Consider the following 22746-nt stretch of genomic DNA (forward strand, 5'->3'; position numbering starts at 1 on the left):
AAGATGTCTCTATGTTCTGAGCTGCCACCCTTCTCATTTCATCTGTTGTTTCCAAACTCGTTACGTATTCTTCAACATTCTTTCTGCTTAAAGTTACAGTTAAATTATTCCCTGTCACTTCAGAAGAAGCATTTATCAATTCAGGTGTTTCCACTTTAGTAAAATTTCCATTTATCCCTTTTTCAGCTTCTATTATTGCCTCATTCATAGGTTTAGCAGTAACATACCTATTTTTTACTGTCTGTACAAGAGTATTTTCACCATTTAAATTAACCGTTCCTTTCACAGTCAGTTTTGTTCCTATGTCCGCTTTTGTCACTGAACCTCTTGCAGCCGTATAATTTCCTGTTATAACTGCACCTGAACCTGTATTTTCAAAAGTTCCTCCGTTATTATCCACATTGACAGGCAAGAAAGTTCCGTCAAAATTCCGTAAACCTATAACAGTTTTAGGATAAGTCATTACTGTCCCTTGAGGAGATATTCTGATATTTGAACCGTTTTCTTTATATATACTGAGCTTTCCTTCTTCTACATATGTAATCCCCGAATAAGTATTATCTCCTGTCAGTATTAAAGTTCCGTTTCCTGATTTTTCCAATCCTCCTAAACCGGTAATATCATTTTCAAATATGGAAACCATTCCAGCAGGTATATTAGCATTAAATTTTGCTTCTGCTCCGGCATTTGCAGCTCTTTCTCCCACAATGAGTTCTTTACTGAACTGTGCAGGTCCTTTCAATGCTTTTTCTTCATCTAAAAGTCCCCATCCGAATATAGTATCTACACCCGGCTGTCCTATATCTTTTGCTGTTGTCAGAATTGTTTGTTTTATTTCATGCCCTGTCATCCATGGAAATCTTTCTTTTATCTTTGCTGCAGAAGCAGATACTCTCGGTGCTGCAAAAGATGAACCTATATCTGTACAAGTTGCAAGTTCACAATTTCCATTTGCCGATATTGTCCAATATCTTGCACCTCCCGCTCTTGCCAAATGAGTATCGTACTCTCTTCCATCAGGCTTTACTCCTACAACTGCTATCCATCCTTTGTGAAGAGAAGGTATAAAATGAGGCAATCCGGCTTGAATAGTAGGTTCATTAAAAGTTCTTCCTTTATCTGTATTACCTGCAGCCCATATAAAAAGTGCTCCTTCGTTTACAGCTTCTCTATAAAAATCCATCAATTCGGTTACTTTTTTATCCAATTCATTATGTGTAGCATTTCCTCTTAAAACTGAACCATACATTCCATTTTTATAATTATTTATTGTAAATTCGGAATATCCCCTTGGTGTTCCAAAGGATTGATTATATATTGTTACTCCTTTATCTTTTAATTCTTTATATTTTTTTATATCTATGATTAATGAATTAGGTTCCCCAAAACTTACTCCGTAAACTGAAGCTCCTTTTGCTCCTTTTCCGCTTTTTCCTCCTAAAATAGTTGCAACTATTAGTCCATGATCATCTTTGCCGGGTACTCCTTCATCTTTTGTCAAAGCCACAAATCTATTTCCAAATTCTTTTGCAAGAACTTCATCAAAAGGAGTTCCTGATGAAAGCAATCCGTGAAAATCATCTTTTATATAAAAACGTTTTGTAATTGCATTACTTCCACTTACAAAATCATCATCAAGGACACCTACTTTAACTCCTTTACCTGTGGGAATTTCTATATTTTTAGGAATTTCAGGCTCTACTGATATCCCCGGATTATTTGGATTATTTTGATTGTTTGGATTGTTTGGCACAGAATTTTGAGGTCCTATAGGATTTTGTGCCATAGGTGGAACCGGCATTAAAGGACTTTGCGTTCCGCCCGGTATCTGAGGTGTCGCGGAATTTGTCTGTGGTGCACCCCCTCCTCCACCTCCGCCGCAACTTGATAATGCGACTATTAAACTTACAAGCAATATTATTTTTTTCATTTAAATTTCCTTTCTTTGTTTTTCTCTGAATATAATATTTTTCTCATTCTCAATTTTAGATTTTCTATCCTTCCCTGTCTCCTTTTATTACTGTAAAAAATATTTTACTGATTAGGAAGTATATCATTTACAAAATCTTCTTTCAAATATATTTTATATATTTTATTACCGAAATATTTTTACGGATAATATGATTACTGAAAATTTTTTCCTTTATGTAATTTAAAAAATATCGAGGAAAATTCCCCGATACTTTATTTATGAATAAGAAATGAGAAAACTAAATTTCTACAATGGAATTATACTTAATTTTTTTTATATTTTCTACCCCGAAATAAAATAGCCCTAAATTAAAAAATATTAAATTTCCTTTTATTTCCAATTGGTTTTCATATTTAACTTACAAATTTTCTAATAATTCATTATTATTTTTATATTTTTTTATCAATTCTATTAATTTTTTCATTCCTTCAACTTCCGAATGCTGACTTAATTCTCTTCTTAATTTCCATATTTTTTCAAGTTCCTCTTTAGGAATAAGTAGTTCTTCTCGTCTTGTTCCACTTTTCAGTGCATCGATAGCGGGAAATATTCTTAACTGTTCCAACGTTCTGTTCAACATTATTTCCATATTTCCGGTTCCTTTAAATTCTTCAAAAATAACTTCGTCCATTCTACTTCCTGTTTCAATTAATGCAGTAGCTATTATTGTTAAACTTCCTCCATTTTTTATATTTCTTGCAGCTCCTAAAAATCTTTTCGGATAATAAAGGGCATTTGGGTCTATCCCTCCGGATATGAGTTTTCCACTTGAAGGAATCGTTATATTATATGATCTTGCCAATCTTGTAAGACTGTCCATAAGAATTAAGATATCCTTCCCTCTTTCCACTTCTCTTTTTGCCATTTCAAGAACATTTTCAGTAACTTGAGTATGTACGCTCGGATTTTCATCAAAAGTCGCAGAATAAACTTCAGCTTCTTTAACATTTTCTTTTATATCCGTTACTTCTTCGGGTCTTTCATCTATCAGAAGTATCCATACATCTATTCCCGGATTATATTTTATAATATCGTTTGCAAGAGTCGACAAAAGAACTGTCTTTCCCGCTTTTGGAGGAGCAACTATAAGTCCTCTTTGACCTTTTCCTATAGGTGATATTAAATCAATAATCCTTGATGCAATTTCACCTTCACTTAAATTAATTTTTTCATCAGGATAAGATGGTATCAAGTCATCAAAAAATGGTCGCTCTAATGATTTTTCGGCAAGATCTCCATTTACAAGAAGAACTTTCAATATTCCATAGTTTTTCTCACTTCCTATTGGAACTCTCAATTCACCGAAAACAGTATCACCGTTTCTTAAGAAAAATCTTTTTATTTGAGAAATTGATACATATACATCAGGTCCTACAGATGTATTTCTAAGAAATCCGTAACTTCCCTCCCCCATTATATCAAGTTTCCCAAAGCCATAAATTTTACCTTCTTCATTTCCTTTTTCAACTAATACATGATTTACCAGTTCATTTTTTGTCATTACTGAAAAATTTGAAATCCCATATTCCTTTGCCTTTTTTTTCAATGATGTTATTTTCATTTTTAATGTTTCGCCGATCAGCTCATCATCACTTACTTTATCTTCCATATTCTCAATTTTCCCTACTTCTTCACTATCATTTACTTTCTCATCATTTTTCATTTTTTCCTCTTCTTTCTTTTTTATTCATTATTTTTAATTATTCTACTAATTCTCCGTATAGTGTCCATGTTTTCGCTTCATATATTTTTGTATGAACAAATTGCCCCTTTAAATCTTTCCTGTCACTTTTAAAAAGAACTATTTTGTGAGTCGATGTTCTTCCCGTAAGCATTTCCGGATTTTTTCTGCTAGGACCTTCCACTAAAACTTTTAAAGTCTGATTTAAGTATTTCTGACTTTCTTCTTTCGCTTTTGCATTTTGTAATCTCATCAACTGTTGCAATCTTTCATTCTTAATCTGTTCATCCACCTGTTCCGCCATATCTGCTGCAGGCGTTCCGCTTCTTTTGGAGTACATGAACATAAACGCATTTTCAAAGCCTATTTCTTCAACGACATCCATCGTATCCTGAAAATCTTCATCAGTTTCACCCGGAAATCCTACTATAATATCTGTAGTTAGCCCTATGTCGGGTATTCTTTCTTTTATTTTTTTTGCCAGTTGAATAAACTGCTCTTTTGTATATCCTCTGTTCATTGCATTTAAAATTTTTGTTGATCCCGATTGGAGTGGTAGATGTAACATTCGAGAAATTTTTGAATTGTTTGCTATTGCTTCAATTACTTCATCATTGAAATCTTTTGGATGGGGAGATACATATTTTATCCAAAAATCCCCTTCTACTTTGGCACTTTCGATCAAAAGTTTTGCAAAATTATCTTTTTCATCTGCCAAATCACTTCCGTAAGAATTTACGTTTTGCCCTAGAAATAGTATTTCCTTATACCCTTTCTTTGTATAAAACTCTACATCTTTCAATACTTCATGAACAGGTACAGATCTCTCCATTCCTCTCACATAAGGTACTATACAAAATGTACAGTAGTTATTACATCCATATGTTATAGATATTGAAGCGACTATGTCATCACCAAAATCAGCATCTACCCTTTTTGGGAGTTCATCTTCATCATCAACCATTACGATGTGAGTTTCCTCTCCCTTTTCAATTCTTTCTATAATATCAGGTATTCTTCCTATATTTTGATTTCCTAAAACTAAATCTACATAAGGAGTTTTTTTTATAAACTCATCTCTCACTTCCTGAGCCAGACATCCTGTCACCCCTATAATCATTTTCCCATTTTTTTCTTCTTTTATTCTTTTTAAATCCCCTAATTTCCCATAAACTTTTACAGCGGCACCTTCCCTTACCGTACATGTATTGAGGAAAACCAAATCGGATTTATTTATATCTTCAATTATTTCATAACCCATTGTCTGTAACATCTGCTTCATTTTTGCACTTTCATTTACATTCATCTGACAGCCATATGTTATAACTGTTGCTCTTTTATCCAATGTTTCTCTCCTTTATAACTAAAATCTATATTAATTTTTTATTTTTTCAGTTTAAAAATTATATCATATTTCAAAAAAATCTAAAAGACTAGAGATTTTTCTCCCTAGTCTATTTATATAAAACTTTCTTTTTTCCTAATATTGTATAAATATTGTATAAAAATTCAAGTTATAGTATATTAAATGATTTATTAATACTTTTCCATATTTTTTTATTATTGCTACTCAATATTAGGTTTATCGCTTGGAATCTCTGTATCTGTTGAAGTTTCTGAATTTTCTGCTTCCTGATTGTTCATTTTATACTCAGGCACCCTGTAGTTAGTAATTTTAGTTACGACTAATGTCCCTCCTGAAACTTTTCCCACAACATTTAAACCTATAATATCATCATCTGTTACTCCATAATTCTGACCGATAAATTCATAAATCCCGTTCAGTAACTCAGAATTATCCTGTAACTGATAAGTAAGTATCTTATCTTTAAATATCAGGTTATCTTTTTTATAAGTAAAAGTATTTGTAGATCTTACATATTCTCCATTATATTCTTTATCAGTTATTTTTTTCTTTCCTGCTGCCGAACCTATCGTAAACAGCATACACATTAATAAAAATACTGTAATTTTTTTCATTTTAATGCCTCCGTATTTTAATTTTATTTGTGAAATCCTAAATCGGCAGGATTTACATCTCCCGATATTTTTTCTATTTTCCCTTTTTTCTTTTCAAATTCACTTCTTAATAAAGTTACTTTTTTTATTAAGTTTACTGTATCTTCCTCAAGACCGTCTTTATTATATCTTCCTTTAGACCAGTAATCTATAATAAGGGAGCTGTCTCCACATATTTTATTTATATCATACTTTAAAGCATATTTCAATGCTGCATACAGTCCTGTCAATTCTCCAAAATTATTCGTTCTTCCCTTAGATAAATAATAATTTCCGTAATCATTTATTTTCGATTTATCCAGAACTTTATACAATAACGGCTCTCCATCAAAATCAGTTATCCTTACTTCGACTCCATTTCCCCTTCCTGTTCCGGCATCAAAATACACAGCTTTTCTATCCAGTTCCAAAATCAGACTGTCAAGTCTTTCGACTTTTTTTTCAGAGGTTTCATATTCTGCACCATTCTCAAGCCACTGCAAAGCTTCACTTTCAACTTTAAAAGACTTGTATCTTGCTTTTTTCCCTTTTACAATATTCTGACATTCATCCCAGACATCAGTTATTCCATATTCTCCTGTTTCTATTATATAATAGGCATAAATTTTTGATTTTTTTGACATTACTTCACCTTATTTTACAGGTTTAATCCACCGTCAACTCTTATTACTTGTCCTGTTATAAATTTAGACATATCACTTGCCAGGAATAACGTTGTATCCGCTACATCAGAAGCTTTTCCCATTCTCTTCAAAGAAGTGTTTTCAAGAACAGTTTCGACCACTTTTTCAGGAAGTACATGTGTCATATCTGTTTCTATAAATCCCGGAGCGATTGCATTTGATCTCAGACCTTTTTTCCCAAATTCTTTGGCCCATGTTTTAGACATAGCTATGACTCCACCTTTTGTTGCAGAGTAGTTTGTTTGCCCGGCATTCCCGTCAAGACCCACAACAGAAGCCATATTTATTACACTTGCACTCTCACTTTTTAGAAGAAGTGACACGAAACTCTGCATTACATTGTAAACACCCTTTAAATTAATATCTACTACTAAATCCCAATCTTCTTCTTTCATTCTCTGTAATAAGGAATCTCTTGTTATTCCCGCATTATTCACAAGTATATCAAGCTTTCCGTATTTTTCTTTTATCTGAGCTGCTATTTCCTTTATATTTTCCCTATCAGTTACATTTAATTTGATATGGGTAACATTTTCATGACTGTAATCAGGTTCAATTAAATCTCCTGAAATTATAGTTGCTCCGTTTTCAGCAAACTTTAATACAATCTCTTTTCCTATTCCTCTCGAACCTCCGGTTACTAACGCAATTTTATTTTTTAACACCGCACTCCGCCTTTCTTGAATTTAATTTTCTGATTCTTTAAATTTATTTCATTATTTCCAATTTTACTTTTACAATTCCCTTACTTAAACTTGCTATTTTTGAAAAAGCCGCCTGACTTAAATCAATTATTCTTCCTTTTGCATAAGGTCCTCTATTGTTTATTCTCACTACTACGGATTTTCCGTTATTTACATTAGTTACTCTTACCCTTGTTCCAAAAGGTAACGTTTTATGGGCTGCCGTTAATTTATATGTATCAAATATTTCCCCATTTGCAGTTTTCCTTCCATGCCATTTTCCCCCGTAAAATGAAGCAATACCTGTCTGAAAATAAGAATATTTTGCACGCTCTTCCTTTGCCTCGTCAAATATACCGTCATTATTTTCGAGTATATTTACTTTTTTTTCCGTATCTTTTATATTTTTTGTTATTTCATGATTACTTGCTTTTCCTGTTAATGATATAAATAAAGATAAAATTAATCCTACAAGCACAGTTATTGTTTTTTTCATTATTTTTTTCCTCCAATTTTAATTTTTGGTAAGGCATTATATCATAACCGTCTCGTTTTTCCGCTTAGACTAATCTTAGCAAGTCCTTTCTAATCAATATTTTCAGGTTGTTTAATATGTTGAAACTTTGGACTGTCCACAGTCAGAACTTCAAATATATATCCCTTTGACTTATAAGTATCTATTATCTGCTGAAGTGCTTCCACTGTAGTTGTTTTTGCGTAACTGTCATGCATTAAAAGATTTACTTCCCTTACATTACAAAATGAACTTCTTACAAGTTTTTCCACGGGAACTTTATTGCCTGATGCATCTGTACTGTCACAGTTCCAGTCCTGATAAACATATCCTTCTTTTGTCAGTCTTTTAATTATAGCTTGTTTTATAGCTTTTGGTGCTCTTGTTGTACTTGAGCCTCCCGGAAATCTTGTAACTTTAGGATTTACACCCGTTTTTTCAATGATCAGATCTCTTAATTTATAAAGATCCTTAAAAAAAGCATCTTCAGAAGCATATACCTCTTTATAAATATGAGAATATGTATGAATGGCAATAGCATGCCCTTCATCTACAATTCTTTTATACATGTCGGGATTCTGACCTATTACAAAGAAAGTTCCCTTTATATTATTTTTCTTTAAAATATCGAGTATTCTTGGAGTATTATTCGGAGTAGGTCCGTCATCAAATGTCAGATATACTACTTTTATACCTTTCTGTTGTCTTATTTCGTTGTATTTTTTTCTCAACTCTGCATCTTTTGTTTTAACTTCAGTCAGCATTATATTTTTTTCTTTTATTGTTTCATCCAATTTTTTTATATCTTTCTGTAATGTTCCTTTTTCAACATTTCCTTTTATATTTGTGTACATTATTTGTCCTGAATAACCTATCATTCCAAGACTTAAAATCAACATTATCCACGTTATTATTTTTTTCATATTATTTAAATTTATCCTTTCTGATTCACTTATAGTTTAAGATATTGTAAGATATTAATTTTTATCCAGTTTATTTTTCAGTTCATTATAACTTTTTTCTTTAGTTTCAAGATTTTCCTGAACTATTTTTAATTCTTTTTCCTTATTTTCTTTTTCCGTTTTCAGTTTTTCAACTTCTTTTTTCAATTCAGGATTATTCCCTTGCATAAAGAGAATTGCCCCTGCTGTTAGAAAAATTGAAAATACAAAAAGAAGCATTACCGATTTTACTCCTTTTGAAATTTTTTTTCTTCTTTTGTGCTGCTCATAATAGCTACTCATTTTTTATATCCTCCAAAGTTATCAAAGTTATTATTTAATTAATGTTAAAAGAAAAGACCTCTTATTAAAGAGGTCTTATAAAAGGGGGGGTTAATTGAGGTTTCAGATCTTTTTCGATCTGATTAAATTATACACTAAATATATTAAACCACAATTAAAGTAAAATTGTTTTACAATGAAATTATTTTGTTTTTATAATTTTCCTCTTTAATTAATTGTAAATTTTCTTAATATAGTATATAATAATTTCAGGAAAAATAAAAGTATTTTTATGAAAGGAGGTATATATTTTTATAATGGTTTTCGCAATTATGTCCGTTATATAAAATATATAGTAAAGAAAAATGGAATTACTTACTATTCAGTTAAAAAAACTGTTTGAAAAAAATATTCAAAACATTTTTAATGCAGATTTTTCAGATAAAATCGATATCCAAAATTCCACTAAAAAAGAATTTGGAGATTTTCAGACAAATTTTGCTATGACAACTTCTAAAATTATAGGGAAAAATCCGAGGGAAATTGCAGGAGAAATCATAGAAAAATTTGAACAGAACGATATTATTGAAAAAATGGAAATTGCCGGTCCCGGTTTTATAAATATCTATTTGAAAAATAACTTCCTTAACAACGAAGTTAAAAAAATCGGAAAGGAAAAGTATAACTTTGATTTTTTAGATTCAAATAAAACCGTAGTAATAGACTACTCTTCTCCTAACATTGCAAAACGTATGCACGTAGGGCATTTAAGAAGTACGATTATAGGAGATTCGTTAAAAAGAATTCTTCAGTTTTTAGGATTCAAAGTTCTGGGAGATAATCATGTAGGAGATTGGGGAACTCAGTTTGGAAAACTTATCGTAGGATATAATCGTTGGCTCAATAGAGAAGCATATGAAAAAGATCCTATCGAAGAACTTGAAAGAATTTATGTTCTTTTTTCAGACGAAGCTAAAAAAGACCCTTCTCTTGAAGATATTGCAAGAGAAGAGTTAAGAAAACTTCAGTCGGGAGATGAAAAAAACAATACTCTTTGGAAAGAATTTATTGATATTTCCATAAAAGAATATAATAAAATTTATAAAAGATTTGATATTACTTTCGATTTTTACAATGGAGAATCTTTTTACAATGATCTTATGCCTGTCGTTTTGGAAGAATTAAAAGATAAGAATATTGCCAAAGAAGATAAAGATGCTTTAGTTGTATTTTTTGATGAAGATACAAAACTTCATCCTTGTATTGTCCAGAAAAAAGACGGAAGCTTCCTTTACTCCACTTCAGATCTGGCAACTATAAAATATAGAAAAGATGATTTAAATGCTGACCTTGCAATATATGTCGTTGATGAAAGACAGCAGGATCATTTCAAACAGGTATTTACTATAGCTAAAATGATCGGAGCACCTTATGATTATGAAAAAGTCCATGTTTGGTTTGGTATTATGAGATTTGCAAATGGAGTCATTTTATCTACAAGAGGTGGAAATGTCATAAGACTAATCGATTTGTTGAACGAAGCACAAAAGCATGTTAAAAAAGTCATTGATGAGAAAAATCCTGATATTCCTGAACCTGAAAAAGAAATTATTGCTGATATCGTAGGAACAGGAGCTATAAAATATTTTGACTTGAGTCAGAATAGAACTTCGCCTATACTGTTCGACTGGGATAAAGTACTCAGCTTTGAAGGAAATACAGGCCCTTATTTACAGTATACCTATGTTAGAGTAATGTCTATTTTACGAAAACTTGAATCTGAAAATATACAAGTTGATGAAAGTGGAAATATTATTTTAGATGATATGCAAGATATTGAAAGAGAACTTGCAGTTACATTACTTAAATTCCCTCAAATCGTTGTCAAAGCATATGAAGGATATAAGCCTAATATTATAGCCGATTATTTATTTGAAACAGCCAAGCTATACAATAATTTCTATAACTCAAAACCTATCCTGAAAGAAGAAAATTCTGAAATTATGCAAGCAAGAATACTTCTTTCTTTAAAAACGGCAAATATTTTAAAACAGGGATTATCTCTTTTAGGAATACAAACTGTAAACAGAATGTAAATAACTATTAAATCAATATACCTAAAATAAGCCTAAAATCAAGCTAAAAGGATTATCATACAACAAATTGTTTTGTCCGGATTAAATTTTCCGTTTTAAAATATCTTTTACTGTAGTAAAAAAAGAACCGTCTGAAGATTATTTATTACTATCTTCATTACGGTTCTTTATTGTTTATTCAGTAATTCTATGTACTGTTTTACAAGCATTACTTTTTCATGACTCATTTTCATAAGATTACCTACTATTTCTCCGAGTTCTATATCGGAAATTTCCTCTATTATTTCAGAGGTCAATTCTTTTCTTAAATCCGACATGTCTTTATCTGTATAGCCTATTATTTTAAATAATTTAAGATGGTCAACGTTCAAGACTTTAGAAATTTTTTTTAATAAAAGAGGATTCGTCATACTGTGCTTTCCCGATTCCAAATTTGACAAATAAGCAGGACTTATTTTCAATAACTCCGCCATTTCTCTCAGTCCTATATTTTTTTTTAATCTTTTATTTTTTATATAATAACCTAAGGCTTCAACAAGATTCGGATTTGTTTTAATATCTTGTTTTTTATCCATTTTCTCCACCTTACTAATATTAAATTTATATTCTATAAATATACCATATAATCAAAAAAAATTCAAAACTTTATCCTTTGGAAATTTGACGGAGTAAAATTCAAGTAAACCTTAAAATTAAATGATCTTATATTTCATTTCAAAATTTCCTTTTATTTTTTATTTTGTCCATAATAAGCATTTTTTCCGTGCTTTCTCAAAAAATGCTTATCCAACAGTTCCTGTTGCATAGGTTTTACATATTTATTTATCTGTTCCGTAAATATCGCCATTTTGGCCAGTTCTTCCAATACAACTGAATTATATACAGCTTCTGCGGCATTTTTTCCCCATGTAAAAGGACCATGACTGTAAACTAATACACCCGGCACAAACTCAGAGTTTAAATCTCTTTTTTCAAAAGTCTCTATTATAACGGATCCCGTTTCCTTCTCATATTCTCCTTTTATTTCTTCAGGTGTCATTTTTCTTGTGCATGGTATAGGTCCATAAAAGTAGTCTGCATGTGTCGTTCCGTAAGCCGGAATATCTCTACCGCTTTGTGCCCAAATTGTAGCATTTGTAGAATGCGTATGAACTATTCCGCCTATATTTGGAAATTTTTTATAAAGCTCAATGTGTGTAGGAGTATCTGAAGAAGGATTTAAATCTCCTTCAACTACATTTCCGTCCAAATCCACAACTACCATATCTTCAGCTTTCAGCTTACTGTATTCTACCCCACTTGGCTTTATTACAATAAGATTTTTCTCCCTGTCAATAGCACTTACATTTCCCCATGTAAACAGTACCAATCCTTTTTCAGGAAGCTCCAAATTGGCTTTATAAACTTCTTCTTTTAACTTTTCAAGCATTAAATAAATCCTCCTTTTTTCATTTCATCAAAAATCCACTGTTTAGCTTTTTTTACTTCTTCAATAGGATTATCAGATTTTTCAGTCCACATCTCTATTAAAAAAGGACCTTTATAATTTAATTCTTTTAATTTTGCAAATACTTCAGAAAAATTTACACAACCCTCCCCGAAAGGTACTTCTTTAAATTTTCCGGGAAAAGTGTCAGTTACTTTAAGAGTGTCTTTCAAATGTATTGCTACTATTTCCCTTTCTTTTATTCCCAGCTCCAGTTCTTTTAATGTATCATTTTCAGGCCATGCAGACAAATTACCTACATCAGGATAAACTTTCAGCCATGGAGAATTTACTATTCGTGAAAATTCCATATATTTTGTAATCGAATTTATAAAAGGATGATCCATGATTTCTATTGCCAGTGTCATTTCCATTGTTGCCGCCCATTCAAGAGCCTTTTTCAGATTTTCAGTAAAATATTTCTTTGTATTTTCATTTCCTTCTTCATAATAAACATCGTATCCTGCCAGCTGGATTACTCTTATTCCCAGCTTATCCCCAAAAATAATTGCTTTCTTCATTAATTCCATAGATTTTTCCCTTATTTTTTCATCCATACTTCCCATAGGAAATCTTCTATGTCCGCTAAAACACATTGTGGGAATTCTCACTCCTGTATCAATGAGAGCATCTTTTATTTTTTTTATCTCTTCATCTGACCAGTCAAGTCTTGCAAGCCTTTCATCAGTTTCATCAACAGACATTTCTATAAAATCATACCCGCATTCTTTTACAAGTTTTATTCTTTCCACCCAATCAATATTTTTAGGAAGTGCTTTTTCATATATTCCTAGGTTGAGTTTTTCCAAATCTTTCATAATCAGCCTCTTTTTCCTAATTTATTTATTCTTACCAGTATTTAGCTATTTCAGCTTTAAATTCTCTTGCTGCCTGTGCGGGATCAGCAGCTTCCGTAATCCCACGTCCTGCGATAAATGTAAATACATCCACTCCTTTGAATAATTTAAGTGTTTCTGTACTCAATCCTCCTGTAACCGACACACGGAATCCCATTTCAATTAATTTTTTTACTTTATTCAAATCTTTTTCTCCCCAAGTTTCTCCTGCTAGTAAAGCATCACGACTCTGATGATATATAGCCTGACTTATACCTGCATCCAACCATTGCTGAGCCTGTTCGTAAGTCCAATCTCCATATAGTTCCACTTGAATTTCTCCTTTGTCTCCACGAGCTTCTTTTATAGCCTTTAGAGCAGCTTTCATTGTAGGAATGGTTGCCGAACAGATACATGTCATCCAATCAGCTCCCCTTTGTGCATTATTTTTTGCTACAGTTCCTCCTGCATCTGCACATTTAGTATCCGCTACAATAATTTTTTCAGGAAAAAGACTTCTCAACACTTCCACTAACTCACTTCCAACTTGTAACAGACATACTGTTCCGGCTTCTATAACATCCACTTCCTGTCCTACTGATACCGCCGCTTTAATTGCTCCTTGTAAATCCGAATGATCCAGAGCAACTTGTAATAAAGGTCTTGCCATAATATTCCTCCCGATTTTATTTAAAAATTCTTTTTTGTCCTTAATTTATTTCGCGTACTTTTTTCAATATACTTTTCCTTTTTATTCAAAATTTTTCAAAACTCCACAATTTGTAACTTATATTAATATTCCGTATTTTTAAAAGGTTGTTCCGTGCTGCTAAAAACAGCACGGATTTTTATGTAAAATTTTATATTTCCCGTTTATAATTTATCCCTCTATTATTCTATAAATATCTTCAGTAGTCTGAGCTGCTCTTATTTTATCAAATGCCGAATCATCATCAAAAAGCATGACTATCTGTGGGATAGCTTCCCCGTTATGTATATCCGTACTTGTAGCTGCAAGTCCTATTAATATGTCGACTTCCTGTCCGTCAGGAAAAATAACAGGTTCTTTCAACGTTACAAAACTGAAACAATCTTTATTTACTCCTTTTTCAGGTCTTTCATGAGGCATCGCAAGCCCCGGAGCAAGTATATAAAACGGACCCAACTCCTCAGTTCTCTCTATAATAGCATCAACATATCTTCTTTCAATAGTACCTTTATCTAAAAGAGGTTGCATACATACTTCTATAGCATCCTTCCACGTTACTGCTTCTCTTTTCAGTACAACTGATTCATTTTCCTTTAGTGAATCAAGTAAATTCATAATATCCTCCAATTTAAAATCTTCCCGGTCGGTTTTCTTTTTTGTATAAATAGAATCCTACTGTCCGATTCCTACTTCTTTCAATTTTGTTTCCAACTCATTCGCATCAAGGAGATTTAAAAGCCCTACCATTTTAGTATTAGGACCACCTTTCAAATCATTTATTATATGTGTCGAAGCTAAAACAAGATCATAATTTGCAAGCCCTGATTTTGCCTCTCCCATGCTACATGAATTCACATCTGCTTCTACGTTTAATTTTTTTAGTACCTGTGTAACTTTCATTTTCATAATCATGCTTGTTCCCATTCCGCTTCCGCACACTGCCAGAACTTTTAACATCAAAACCACTTCCTTTTCTCATTTTTTATTTAATTAATTTTTATTAATTCCCTTCCAATTCAACTGTTCCTTCATAATACTGTTCTTTATTTTTGGATTTTATATATTGAATTTGAGGTACTAAAAGCATCAATACAATTATAAGTATGTATCCTGCCATTCCCAAGTATTTCATCACAAACCCTTGAGCCAACCACACTGTGCTCTGATCGATATTTCCATGCCATCCGCCTTTTAGCTGGAATAAAGCTACTGCTACAGCACCACATAATACTTGAAGAACTCCTGATAAAGCTGATAAAATAAGTGCCGCTCTTGCTCCTCCACGCTTATCTGCATATACTGCAATAGTTGCATTATCAAAGAATACCGGTACAAACCCTGTTATTATGAATATAGGAGACTTGAATATCAGTAATCCTGCTATTGAAACAAATTGTGCAATTGTACCTACTAAAAATCCGAAAAGTACTGCACTCGGAGAACCGAACCCGTAAGATGCCGCACAGTCAACCGCTGGCAATGATCCCGGCAATATTTTATTTGAAATCCCTTGGAATGATAAAGTCAACTCAGATACGAACATTCTAACCCCTGTTTTCAATATTGTTAGATACACTGCAAATAATAATGTTGTTGAAACAATATAAGTTCCGAACAGAAGTTTTTTAGGATCAAATGCCCCTGTTGCCACTCCATTAGGATTTACAATCGGACAAGTTTGTACTCCGTTTTCTACGACACATTTTCCGAATTTTGCTGTAAAGAACTCAGGTCCTAAAATCCACATTATTATACCAAAAAATATTATCATTATTAATCCTGTAGCTATAATATCATCATGAAGCATTGAAAGCCATTTAGGTAATTTAAGGTCATCCAGTTTCTTTTTGGGATTTCCCAACTTTGGTGCTAATTTATCAGCTACCCATATTGCAAACATTTGCTGATGCCCTATGGCAAATCCTGCATTTTCAGTTAATCTTTGAGTAGGTTCAACAGATAAGTTTGATCCTACAGCCCAGTAAATTCCAGCAAAAATTCCTACTAATACTATTCCTGTTATGTTCTGGAATTGAGGAAATAAAAAGAAAATCATCCATGTTGCTGTTGAAGCTTGCTGTTGCATTATATGTCCTGTTATAAATAATGTTCTTACTTTTGTCACTTTTCTAAATAATACGAGCAATATATTTATAATAAACCCTATTAACAATGCCATCATTACTGATGCCGCCAATCCCTGTTTTGAAGGATCTTTCGCTATTATTCCTTTGATTCCTTCATCTACAGCCTGTAATCCGAAATAAGGATCTATAACCGCCGCATCTAACTGAAATTTTGTTTTTAAAGCTGCAAGTATAGGTCTGAAAGTTACTACAAGTCCCCCCGCACCTACATTTAATATCATATATCCGACAGTAGCTTTTATAAATCCTCCGACTGCTTCATATATCTTTTTACCCATAAAAAGATAACCTACAAACACTAATAAACCTACAAAAAACTCAGGTTTAGTCAAAATATTCTGTCCAAACATTGTTCCTATTTTCATTAAAAAGTTCATTTTCTTCTCCTTTTAAAATATATTTTATTTAATAAATAGAATATTGCAATATGTTTTTCCGGACTTTGAATTATATTGCATTTCTTTTTTATTTTTTTATAAGAATGATTTAAATGGTAAATCAGGTTCTATTGTAAATGCATCTTCAAATCCTCTTGGATACATGTATTCCATATCGTCTTTATTGTCAGGAAATACAAATTTTCCACCCGGTTGCCATATATAAGGTTTAAATTTATATTTCATTCTATCTTTTCTGTAATTCCATAATAAAGTAATTTCTTTCGGATCAGCCATAAAGTTTGACCATATATCATGATGTAAAGGTATAACTACTTCTGTTTTTAATTCTTCTGCCACTCTCAATACGTCGGATGAAGTCAACTTATCAGTCATTCCTCTCGGATTTTCTCCATATCCTACAAAAGCAACATCTACTTTATTTTCATTACCATGCTTCACAAAATAGTTCGAGTGGTGTGAATCTCCTGCATTATATATATTTCCACCTGTTGTTTCTATAAGATAATTCACCGCCATATCATCCATATCAGGAGGCAACTTATCTTTTAAGACAACATCATCATCTACTGTCAGTAACATTGTTCTGTCAAAAGACTCCAACATTTTTATTTTAGTATCTTTTATACTTATTACATCCCCCGGTCTCACCGTTACCAATCTTTCTTCAGGAACTCCCCATTTTTTCCATATTTCCGTACATGTTTTTGGACCTACAAATTTCGCTTCAGGACAGTTTTTCAAAACTGCTGCGGCAACATTCTGATCTATATGATCACTGTGAGAATGTGTTGCAAGTAATGCATCCAAATCTCTAATTGCAAAAGGGTCAATAACACAAGGCGTAGTTCTCAAATTCGGCTGCAATGCAACACATCCTACTGCTCTCTGATGCTGGTGTTTAGGTTTCATCAGTTTATTTTTACTCGATCTTTTTCCTGTAGCAACCCATAAATCCATACAGATATTTGCATTTCCTTCAGTTTTTACCCAAAGGCCCATATTTCCAAGCCACCACATAGCAACTGTTCCCGGCTCTACTACAGTCTCTTCAATCTCTTCATTTAACCATGTTCCCCATTCAGGAAAAGTACTTAAAATCCATGATTCTCTCGTAATTTCATCTAACTTAGCCATTTTTCCTCCTAAAAATCTGTTAATTTTCAATAATTGTTAGTAATTTATTTTTTGTGTTTACTATTTATTAACAATGTTATACCTCGATTTTTTAAAAAGTCAATAGCAAAAAGAAAATTTTTTTCATTTTCTTTTACAATTTGTTAACAGTGTATATTCTTTTAATATTAAACCTTTTAACATTTTCATTCCATTTTTAGTCAAAAAAAATTATTTATTTATATTTTACTTGTATTTTTTTGGAATAAAAACTTTATTTTTCCTTTTATATATTGAAAAACATCAAAAAAAGGAAAGTATCGTTTTATTCCTTTCAAATTATTCCTGATTATTGAATAACCCGCTCTAATAACGTATAATTATACTTCTTTGAATATTATCATATATTTTTTCAACATAATAACTTCTAGATTAAAAGGTTTTATTTTTAATAAACTACATCTTCTGTCGGATAAAAGTTACTTTCATCTGATATTTTTGAAAAATTTTTAAACAGCTCAATATATTCTCTATTATAAAAAAGACTTGTTTTATTTGTAGGAACATGATGATTGATTTTAACACCATAACCGCATCATCATCGTACGGATCATACACATATATTCTTAAGTTGAAATTTGCAGGTAAATCCCCTTCATTGATAAGATATTCAATATTTTCTATTTTACTTAAATAATCTAATAAATTTTTTACTGTCAGTTCTTTCCTTTCTTTTTTATTAAAAACAAACCCTATTTTAAGTTTTTCTCCATCAGAATAATACACCATATAATAATATTATTATTGTTACAATAAATTTTATCGATTAAACGTTTTTATTATAAGTCTAAGAAGGTAGTCGTCAGGATTAGCTATTCAATTACAAGTTCCTGAACTGAAATAGCCAAAAATAATAAAAAAATTATTCTCTTCATAATGTCCCTCCAATTTTTATTTATATCATACTTCAATTTTCCAGAAAAAAAAGCCCTTTTACAGGCTTTTATTTTTTTATTATCTTTTATTTTTTCTTTTTGTTGATATCATCTACTAAGTACATCTACACCTAAAACTATAACACATCCTACTCATATAAAACCGGCTTTCTTTACTAAACTCTAATATATTACATCCAAATATTACATATTAATTCAAGCTGCTTTATATTTTTAGCTTATATGTGTTGGTGCCCGAGGCCGGAGTCGAACCGGCACGATATCACTATCGACGGATTTTGAGTCCGTTGCGTCTACCAATTTCACCACTCGGGCTAAACTACTTACTGTACTATTTTAATAAATTTCATTGAATATGTCAACTATTATTTTTAATTTTCTTTCTAACTACTAAAAATTTGTTTAAATCCCTTCTTTTAAACTCTTCTTTGCAAATAATATAAACTATAAAAATACATAAGATTATAATTTATAAGATAAAAATATTGAATATAAATTCAACATTCAAATATTTCAACGGATATTTCATGCTTTTTTGAAAAAATTCCATAAAAAACTATCAACACAAATTTCATTAAAATTCAAAAATCTCCGTTCACCGTAAAAACAAAAAAAGTTTTTACAATTCTAACTTTATACATTTTTCAGGCTGTTAAATCTCAATACTGAAAAAACTGAAATACATAAAAAATAATTTTGAGTGAAAGCATATCTAAACTGTAATTTTTTAAATGATAAAAATCTCAAAAGACCATATGCGTTTATTTTTTATTCACTAAACTTTATTTTCTTTTCCAGCTCTTCATACCGTTCAGTTCCGATTATTTTTTCCAGCTCGATATTTGATCTTATATTTCCTTTTTTTATTTCAAGTAGCAATTTTTTTATTTCTTTTTTGGTAAATCCTATTATTTTCAGTTTTTCTTCATTAGAGTTATTTATATTATATTTTATATAATTTCTTTCTTTATAGTTTTTCTCAGGATTTTTTATTTTTTCACTGTCTACAAATAAATATTTTTCTGCCTGTTTTAATCCTGTTTCACCAAATCTCGGAATATTCTTCAACTCCTGTATATCTGAAATAATACCTATTTTCTCTCTGAATTCTATTAATTTATCAGCTTTTGCTTTAGAAAATCCCATTTTCAGCAACTGCTCATACTCCACATCATTTACATCAAATTTTTCCGCTACTTTTGTCAAATTATTTTCTTTTACGGCTTCATCTTTCCTGTAAACCACTTCTTCATTAATTTCAATATCAGGAATATTTCGTTCCTCAATAAACAATCTTAAAAAATTTCCTAAAATCAAAAGTACAATAAATACAACAATCTTCTTTACTTTCATATCTCTGTTCCTCCCTCAATTAAATTTCCCTTTTATATTTTTATTTATTATCTTCTCTGAAACAATACAGCTTTTTTAATTCTTGTTTTTTATTTTCCAGCCTTTCTTCCACCTCATTTATCCAAACTAAAGGATCTTTAGGATTAATAAATCTTTTTATATTATCTTTCCCGTTATCCTTCCATATAAGTTTGGTTATTGCCCCTGCTCCTATTCCGATTATTACTTTATTTTCTTCTATCATCTCGATGTTATATATGGATTCACACCCGAGCAGGGAATATCCTAAATTCTCACCCCAATGAAAACTATTTTTCTGTCTGTACATATAATACGGATAAAGATTTTTTTCAGTGGTTATTTCATTCAATTTTTCAAATATTTTTTCATAATTCAGTTTATTGCCATGTTTATAATTTTCCTTATTTAATTTACTTGCATTTTTTATTGCAAGATTATGTATTGTAAAATTTTCAGGATTATATTTCTTTACTTTTTCCAATGTATACAAAATATCTTCAGTTGTTTCCCCCGGAAGCCCAAAAATTAAATCCATATTTATTTTCAAATTTAATTTTTTAGCAATATTATAAACTTTATCAAACTCTTCTTTGTTGTGATACCTGTTTACAAGTTTTAATGTTTTATCATTAAATGACTGAGGATTTATACTTATTTTATTTACCTCATATTTTTTTATAATCTTAAGTTTTTCTTCATTTAATGTATCTATTCTTCCCGCTTCAAATGTAAATTCTTTCAAATCATTGAAATCATAATTCTCTTTTATTGTTCCAAGTAAAATTTCTATTTCCCTTTCAGATAGTATTGACGGTGTTCCCCCTCCTATATATATTATACTTATTTTAATCCCCAATTCTCTTACCATTTTCAAAGTTTCCTTTATTTCTTTTATTAACGTTTCAAAATATTCATCATATCTTTCAGCATATTTTCCTTTTAAAAGGTATGCAGGAAATGAGCAGTAAGTGCATTTCGTAGGACAGTAAGCTATTCCTATATATATTCCCGCCGTTTTTCTGTCAAGATACGATTGCTGTCTTTTTACTATTTCCAAAAGAAGTTTTGATTTTTCATCATTTACCAAATACACATTTTTCAATATATCTTCAATTTCCTTATAAGATAATCCCATATCAAGAAATCTTCTTACTATTTTTGTAGGTCTTACTCCTATAAGTGCCCCCCATTTATAATCATTTTCTTTGTCAAAAAGTTTTAATAAAGATACTTTTACCATAACTTCCTGTTGATCGTTATAAGTAAGTCCTATTTTTTTATATTGAAAATTTATTTTCCCCCTGTCATGTCCTTTTTCAGGAAATGTATTATCTTTTAAAACAGTTTCAACCTTAATAATATTATTTTTTTCAGTTACATTTATATATACCTTTTTTTTAGAAGTTTCATCAAGAATATCATAATACTCAGGCAAAAGAACTCTTACAAATTCTTCCAGTTTATTTTCATTCATTTTTATATTGCAAAATATCATCGGCTACTTTATAACTCCTTTAAAATAAAGAATAAATACAATAATTCCTAAAACAATTCTATAATATCCGAATATTTTGAAATCATGTTTTTTTATATAATTCATAAATATTTTTATTACTGCATAGGCAAATATAAATGACATTACAAATCCGACAGAAATTAAAAACCATTCATATCCTGTAAGTTTGGTTCCTATTTTTACTATTTTCAATAGAGTAGCACCCGTCATTGTAGGAATTGCCAGAAAAAAAGAAAACTCCGTTGCCGCTACTCTACTCAATCCCAAAAATACTCCTCCGATAATTGTTACTGCAGACCTTGACGTTCCCGGTATCATTGCAAGACACTGAAACAATCCTATTCCTATTATTTTTGAAATAGACAGACTCCCGATATCAGAAATACCTTTTGTTTCTTTTCTATTTGTTTCTATCCATATTAAAATTATGCCGTAAAATACAAGCATAACTGCCACAACTAATGAATTAAAAAAATATCTGTCTATTATATCATCAAATAATAGCCCTAAAATGACTGCAGGTAGTACTGCAATAATAATTTTTATCCATTTTAGAATTATTTCTCCACTTTCTTTTTTTTCGAGCTTTTTTGAAAATGGCCAAAGCTGTTCCCAAAAATATACAACTACAGACATTATAGCTCCTAGTTGAATTATTATCTTAAAAGCATTTACAAAAATTTCATTATCGGAAAGTCTTAAAAAACTATCTGCAATTATCATATGCCCAGTACTGCTTACAGGTATAAATTCAGTTAATCCTTCGATCAAGCTTAATATTGTTACTTTCAGAATGTCAAAAATCATTAGTTTTTCTCCTTTATAATCACCACAGCTTTATTCTTTTAAACATTATAGCATATTTTACTTATTCTTTCATAAATTATTTATAAACTTTCTAAGCTTTTTGAAAAAATCAACAAACCTTTCCAACCTTTTTTGTAAAAAAAATTACACTAAAAAACTATCCAACTTAAATTATTTCATATTAAAAAACACTTCATGCACTAAAAAATCATAAACTTGTTTTACTCAAACAACAATTTTTCTTTATGTTTATTCCCTTATTTTTTTGTTGAATAATTTGAATGTCGGATTTTAACTTCTATTTTAGTTTTACGTATCTATTTAACTATATTCTTAATTCTTATTTGAAATCATTTATATTATTTTTATTCTTCGATACTCAAAATTTTTCCGAGAAAATATAATATTATCCTATTCAAAAAAACTGATGTTTATGTATAGTAAGTTTGCAGTTTTTCAAATATAACAAACATTTTTGAGGATTAAAAAAATTTTACAGTCAATAACAGAAATATGAGGGTGACAATGAG

General features: G+C 30.7%; 22 protein-coding genes and 1 tRNA gene. 1 reads left to right on the plus strand and 22 read right to left on the minus strand.

All coding sequences use genetic code 11. The annotated features are described in order from the left end of the window. The 9 genes from EII29_RS10465 to EII29_RS10505 all read right to left on the minus strand — a co-directional run. The coding region (locus EII29_RS10465) for a S8 family serine peptidase (protein WP_148096414.1) at positions 1–1930 on the minus strand (1930 nt) is incomplete at its 3' end. A gap of 400 nt (positions 1931–2330) precedes the next feature. After that, positions 2331–3533 carry a transcription termination factor Rho gene (rho, locus tag EII29_RS10470; protein ID WP_233573314.1) on the minus strand — a complete coding sequence of 401 codons (1203 nt, stop codon included), beginning with the start codon at positions 3531–3533 and terminating at the stop codon, positions 2331–2333. Positions 3534–3672: 139 nt separating this feature from the next. Beyond that, positions 3673–4998 carry a tRNA (N6-isopentenyl adenosine(37)-C2)-methylthiotransferase MiaB gene (gene miaB, locus EII29_RS10475; RefSeq protein ID WP_125237478.1) on the minus strand — a complete coding sequence of 442 codons (1326 nt, stop codon included), beginning with the start codon at positions 4996–4998 and terminating at the stop codon, positions 3673–3675. A gap of 221 nt (positions 4999–5219) precedes the next feature. Beyond that, positions 5220–5633 carry a hypothetical protein gene (locus EII29_RS10480; protein ID WP_125237479.1) on the minus strand — a complete coding sequence of 138 codons (414 nt, stop codon included), beginning with the start codon at positions 5631–5633 and terminating at the stop codon, positions 5220–5222. Between the two features lie 23 nt (positions 5634–5656). After that, positions 5657–6295, minus strand: a complete 639-nt coding sequence (locus EII29_RS10485) for a ribonuclease H family protein (protein ID WP_125237480.1) — start codon at positions 6293–6295, stop codon at positions 5657–5659. 14 nt (positions 6296–6309) lie between these two features. Then, positions 6310–7020 (minus strand): 3-oxoacyl-ACP reductase FabG, encoded by a 711-nt coding sequence (fabG, locus tag EII29_RS10490; protein ID WP_125237481.1) that lies wholly within the window; start codon positions 7018–7020, stop codon positions 6310–6312. Positions 7021–7063: 43 nt separating this feature from the next. Beyond that, positions 7064–7534, minus strand: a complete 471-nt coding sequence (locus EII29_RS13125; RefSeq protein ID WP_125237482.1) for a septal ring lytic transglycosylase RlpA family protein — start codon at positions 7532–7534, stop codon at positions 7064–7066. A gap of 89 nt (positions 7535–7623) precedes the next feature. After that, positions 7624–8475: a polysaccharide deacetylase family protein gene (locus EII29_RS10500; RefSeq protein WP_125237483.1), complete on the minus strand. Its 852-nt coding sequence runs from the start codon at positions 8473–8475 to the stop codon at positions 7624–7626. A 54-nt stretch (positions 8476–8529) separates the two neighbouring features. Further along, positions 8530–8796 (minus strand): hypothetical protein, encoded by a 267-nt coding sequence (locus EII29_RS10505; protein ID WP_125237484.1) that lies wholly within the window; start codon positions 8794–8796, stop codon positions 8530–8532. Positions 8797–9140: 344 nt separating this feature from the next. Between EII29_RS10505 and argS the strand changes: the two genes are divergently transcribed. After that, on the plus strand, positions 9141–10871 hold the full coding sequence (gene argS / locus EII29_RS10510; RefSeq protein WP_125237485.1) for an arginine--tRNA ligase: 1731 nt from the start codon (positions 9141–9143) through the stop codon (positions 10869–10871). 167 nt (positions 10872–11038) lie between these two features. Here the strand turns inward: argS and EII29_RS10515 are convergent, their stop codons facing one another. The 13 genes from EII29_RS10515 to EII29_RS10575 form a co-directional block, all read right to left on the minus strand. After that, positions 11039–11446 (minus strand): helix-turn-helix domain-containing protein, encoded by a 408-nt coding sequence (locus EII29_RS10515; protein WP_125237486.1) that lies wholly within the window; start codon positions 11444–11446, stop codon positions 11039–11041. Between the two features lie 152 nt (positions 11447–11598). Next, positions 11599–12300, minus strand: a complete 702-nt coding sequence (araD, locus tag EII29_RS10520) for an L-ribulose-5-phosphate 4-epimerase (RefSeq protein ID WP_125237487.1) — start codon at positions 12298–12300, stop codon at positions 11599–11601. Beyond that, positions 12300–13175 carry an L-ribulose-5-phosphate 3-epimerase gene (locus EII29_RS10525; RefSeq protein WP_199726074.1) on the minus strand — a complete coding sequence of 292 codons (876 nt, stop codon included), beginning with the start codon at positions 13173–13175 and terminating at the stop codon, positions 12300–12302. The genes araD and EII29_RS10525 overlap by 1 nt, the downstream gene beginning before the upstream one ends. Positions 13176–13206: 31 nt before the next feature. After that, positions 13207–13863 carry a 3-keto-L-gulonate-6-phosphate decarboxylase UlaD gene (locus tag EII29_RS10530; protein ID WP_125237488.1) on the minus strand — a complete coding sequence of 219 codons (657 nt, stop codon included), beginning with the start codon at positions 13861–13863 and terminating at the stop codon, positions 13207–13209. Between the two features lie 210 nt (positions 13864–14073). After that, positions 14074–14517, minus strand: coding sequence for a PTS sugar transporter subunit IIA (locus EII29_RS10535; RefSeq protein WP_125237489.1), 444 nt, complete (start codon positions 14515–14517; stop codon positions 14074–14076). Between the two features lie 57 nt (positions 14518–14574). Then, positions 14575–14859, minus strand: coding sequence for a PTS sugar transporter subunit IIB (locus EII29_RS10540; RefSeq protein ID WP_125237490.1), 285 nt, complete (start codon positions 14857–14859; stop codon positions 14575–14577). 43 nt (positions 14860–14902) lie between these two features. Next, on the minus strand, positions 14903–16426 hold the full coding sequence (locus EII29_RS10545; protein WP_125237491.1) for a PTS ascorbate transporter subunit IIC: 1524 nt from the start codon (positions 16424–16426) through the stop codon (positions 14903–14905). Positions 16427–16522: 96 nt separating this feature from the next. Then, positions 16523–17584 carry an L-ascorbate 6-phosphate lactonase gene (gene ulaG, locus EII29_RS10550; RefSeq protein ID WP_125237492.1) on the minus strand — a complete coding sequence of 354 codons (1062 nt, stop codon included), beginning with the start codon at positions 17582–17584 and terminating at the stop codon, positions 16523–16525. Positions 17585–18019: 435 nt separating this feature from the next. Further along, positions 18020–18352 carry a hypothetical protein gene (locus EII29_RS10555; protein ID WP_125237493.1) on the minus strand — a complete coding sequence of 111 codons (333 nt, stop codon included), beginning with the start codon at positions 18350–18352 and terminating at the stop codon, positions 18020–18022. Positions 18353–18747: 395 nt separating this feature from the next. Beyond that, positions 18748–18834 (minus strand) — tRNA-Leu (locus EII29_RS10560). Between the two features lie 453 nt (positions 18835–19287). Next, positions 19288–19872: a helix-hairpin-helix domain-containing protein gene (locus EII29_RS10565; RefSeq protein WP_125237494.1), complete on the minus strand. Its 585-nt coding sequence runs from the start codon at positions 19870–19872 to the stop codon at positions 19288–19290. Between the two features lie 40 nt (positions 19873–19912). Continuing rightward, the gene (locus EII29_RS10570) at positions 19913–21388 is read right to left on the minus strand and encodes a coproporphyrinogen III oxidase (RefSeq protein WP_125237495.1); all 1476 of its coding nucleotides are present in this window, start codon (positions 21386–21388) and stop codon (positions 19913–19915) included. 3 nt (positions 21389–21391) lie between these two features. Beyond that, entirely contained in the window at positions 21392–22216 is an 825-nt protein-coding gene (locus EII29_RS10575) for an undecaprenyl-diphosphate phosphatase (protein WP_125237496.1), read from the minus strand. Between the last annotated feature and the right edge of the window lie 530 nt (positions 22217–22746).

Origin of the sequence: Leptotrichia sp. OH3620_COT-345 (assembly GCF_003932895.1) — a bacterium.
Classification (GTDB): domain Bacteria; phylum Fusobacteriota; class Fusobacteriia; order Fusobacteriales; family Leptotrichiaceae; genus Pseudoleptotrichia.

Excerpts from the sequence above, each read along its gene's own strand:
- rho (WP_233573314.1), bottom strand. The coding sequence starts at position 3,533 with ATGAAAATAACATCATTGAAAAAAAAGGCAAAGGAATATGGGATTTCA.
- EII29_RS10480 (WP_125237479.1), bottom strand. The coding sequence starts at position 5,633 with ATGAAAAAAATTACAGTATTTTTATTAATGTGTATGCTGTTTACGATA.
- EII29_RS10485 (WP_125237480.1), bottom strand. The coding sequence starts at position 6,295 with ATGTCAAAAAAATCAAAAATTTATGCCTATTATATAATAGAAACAGGA.
- EII29_RS13125 (WP_125237482.1), bottom strand. The coding sequence starts at position 7,534 with ATGAAAAAAACAATAACTGTGCTTGTAGGATTAATTTTATCTTTATTT.
- EII29_RS10500 (WP_125237483.1), bottom strand. The coding sequence starts at position 8,475 with ATGAAAAAAATAATAACGTGGATAATGTTGATTTTAAGTCTTGGAATG.
- EII29_RS10505 (WP_125237484.1), bottom strand. The coding sequence starts at position 8,796 with ATGAGTAGCTATTATGAGCAGCACAAAAGAAGAAAAAAAATTTCAAAA.
- argS (WP_125237485.1), top strand. The coding sequence starts at position 9,141 with ATGGAATTACTTACTATTCAGTTAAAAAAACTGTTTGAAAAAAATATT.
- EII29_RS10515 (WP_125237486.1), bottom strand. The coding sequence starts at position 11,446 with ATGGATAAAAAACAAGATATTAAAACAAATCCGAATCTTGTTGAAGCC.
- araD (WP_125237487.1), bottom strand. The coding sequence starts at position 12,300 with ATGCTTGAAAAGTTAAAAGAAGAAGTTTATAAAGCCAATTTGGAGCTT.
- EII29_RS10525 (WP_199726074.1), bottom strand. The coding sequence starts at position 13,175 with ATGAAAGATTTGGAAAAACTCAACCTAGGAATATATGAAAAAGCACTT.
- EII29_RS10530 (WP_125237488.1), bottom strand. The coding sequence starts at position 13,863 with ATGGCAAGACCTTTATTACAAGTTGCTCTGGATCATTCGGATTTACAA.
- EII29_RS10535 (WP_125237489.1), bottom strand. The coding sequence starts at position 14,517 with ATGAATTTACTTGATTCACTAAAGGAAAATGAATCAGTTGTACTGAAA.
- EII29_RS10540 (WP_125237490.1), bottom strand. The coding sequence starts at position 14,859 with ATGTTAAAAGTTCTGGCAGTGTGCGGAAGCGGAATGGGAACAAGCATG.
- EII29_RS10545 (WP_125237491.1), bottom strand. The coding sequence starts at position 16,426 with ATGAACTTTTTAATGAAAATAGGAACAATGTTTGGACAGAATATTTTG.
- ulaG (WP_125237492.1), bottom strand. The coding sequence starts at position 17,584 with ATGGCTAAGTTAGATGAAATTACGAGAGAATCATGGATTTTAAGTACT.
- EII29_RS10555 (WP_125237493.1), bottom strand. The coding sequence starts at position 18,352 with ATGGTGTATTATTCTGATGGAGAAAAACTTAAAATAGGGTTTGTTTTT.
- EII29_RS10565 (WP_125237494.1), bottom strand. The coding sequence starts at position 19,872 with ATGAAAGTAAAGAAGATTGTTGTATTTATTGTACTTTTGATTTTAGGA.
- EII29_RS10570 (WP_125237495.1), bottom strand. The coding sequence starts at position 21,388 with ATGATATTTTGCAATATAAAAATGAATGAAAATAAACTGGAAGAATTT.
- EII29_RS10575 (WP_125237496.1), bottom strand. The coding sequence starts at position 22,216 with ATGATTTTTGACATTCTGAAAGTAACAATATTAAGCTTGATCGAAGGA.